This window comes from Rhizobacter sp. P2_H2 (assembly GCF_056403375.1).
Window position 1 is genome coordinate 1 of sequence record NZ_JBFUFP010001028.1, and the last position, 1923, is coordinate 1923.

The 1923-nt window shown below is 65.6% G+C and carries 2 protein-coding genes; both read right to left on the bottom strand.

The features are described 5' to 3' along the window. The coding region (locus AC1D15_RS29625; protein ID WP_477828836.1) for an amino acid ABC transporter substrate-binding protein at nt 1-676 on the bottom strand (676 nt) is incomplete at its 3' end. Nucleotides 677-802: 126 nt separating this feature from the next. Then, on the bottom strand, nt 803-1705 hold the full coding sequence (locus tag AC1D15_RS29630) for an amino acid ABC transporter substrate-binding protein (RefSeq protein ID WP_477828837.1): 903 nt from the start codon (nt 1703-1705) through the stop codon (nt 803-805). Nucleotides 1706-1923: the final 218 nt, after the last annotated feature.

Genomic DNA, 1923 nt, shown 5'->3' on the forward strand with positions numbered 1-1923 from the left:
GCTCGACGCTCAGCACTTCGCCGACGATCTTGAAGTCGGCCGGGTTCTTCGCGCGCGAGATGTTGCCGGCGAGGATCTGGCCGTCCATCACGAAGGCATCGGCGCGGCCCGATTCCAGCAGCAGGAAGCTGTCGGCGTGGTCCTTGCCGAACACTTCCTTGAAGTCGATGCCGGTGGCGCGCTCGTGCTTGCGCAGCGTCTGCACCGAGGTCGTGCCGGTGGTGGTGGCCACCGTCTTGCCGGCCAGTTGGCCGATCGCGGTGATGCCCGAGTTGGCCTTCACCGCGATGCGCACTTCTTCCACGTAGGTGGTGAAGGCGAAGGCGACGTCCTTCTGGCGGGTGGCGTTGTTGGTGGTCGAGCCGCACTCGATGTCGACGGTGCCGTTCTGCACCAGCGGGATGCGGTTCTGCGAGGTGACCGGCTGGTACTTGATGTCCAGCTTGGCCAGGCCCAGCTGCTTCTGGATGTCGGCCAGCACCTTCTGGCAGACGTCGTAGTGGAAGCCGGCGTACTTGCCGTCGCCCAGCGTGTAGGCCAGGGCGCCCGACGACTCGCGCACCCCCATCGTGACGGTGCCGCTGTCCTTGATCTTCTTCAGCGTGTCGCTCTGCTGCGCCTGGGCGACGCCCGCGACGGTCAACAGGGCGGCAACGCTCAGCCATGCCTTTTTCATACGATCTCCTTCAGGGTGGAAAAGAGGGGGGCGAGTACCCACCCACGACAACAACGAAATTCTAGGGAGTCGGGAGCTACGCAGTTCCACGTAGACCGGATGCTTCTTTCGACAACGGCTGGAACATCACCCCGGCACCTGGTCCGACGGGTACTTCCAGAAGTCCCGCAGCAGGTAGTTCATCGGCAGGTTCAGCGGCAGGTTCTTCGGCGGGATCGGCTTGTTGAACCAGTGATCGTAGATCGCATAGGCCTCGCGGCTGAGGATCAGGCGCTTCATCTCCTCGTCGCAGATCTTCTTGAACTCGGGGTCGTCCTTGCGCATCATGATCGCGAGCGGCTCGATGGTCAGGAACTTGCCCACCACCTTCAGCTTGCCCGGCTCGGCGCTCGACGAGATCAGGCCATAGAGCAGCACGTCGTCCATCACGAAGCCGTCGACCTCGCCGGCCAGCACCATCTGCATGGCCTTGGCATGCTCGGGCGCCTCGACGATGGTGATGCGCAGCAGGCGTTCGCGGTTCGCGCGGTCCACCTCCTTCAGCGGCGTCGTGCCCTTGGTCGACACGAGCTTCTTGCCCTCGAACATCGGCAGCTCGGCGATCGGGCTGTCGGCCAGCACCATGTAGCGCGCGCCGGTGATGTAGTGCGGGATCGTGAAGGCCACCTTCTGGCGACGCTCGGCGTTGTTGGTGGTGGAGCCGCACTCCAGGTCGGCCTTGCCGTCGACGACCATCTGGATGCGGTTGCCGGCGGTGACGAGCACGAACTCCGGCGCGAGGGCCTTCATCTCGAGCCGCTTGCGCACCGCCTCGGCCAGCTTCAGGCACAGGTCGACCGCATAGCCCATCGGCTTCTTGTCGGCATCGAGGTACGAGAACGGCACCGAGGATTCGCGGTGCGCGATCAGGATCTTGCCGGTCTGGCGGATGCGGTCGAGCACCGGACCGGTGGGCACCGCGGCAGTCGCCGGCGCGGCCTGCGCAGGCAGCGCGGCGGCCCATGCGCCGAACGTGGCCAGCACGAGCATCGACGCGGTCAGGAGAGCGGAAAACCGGCGCTTGCCGTGCACGTACGTCATGGGTGGAGTCTCGCAACCTTCATGCCACAAGGGCCGATGCGCAGGGCACACGGCGGGACGCCAGTGTGCCTGCAGGACGGCGTGGGATCGATGACGCGGGCACCGGGGCGGCGGCACATGGGGACAAGTTGGCGTTCGGGTGGCGATGGGCGCGGACTGTATTCGCC

What these genes read in the sequence shown, in the direction of transcription:
- AC1D15_RS29630 (WP_477828837.1), bottom strand. Translation starts at nt 1,705, where the DNA reads ATGCTCGTGCTGGCCACGTTCGGCGCATGGGCCGCCGCGCTGCCTGCG.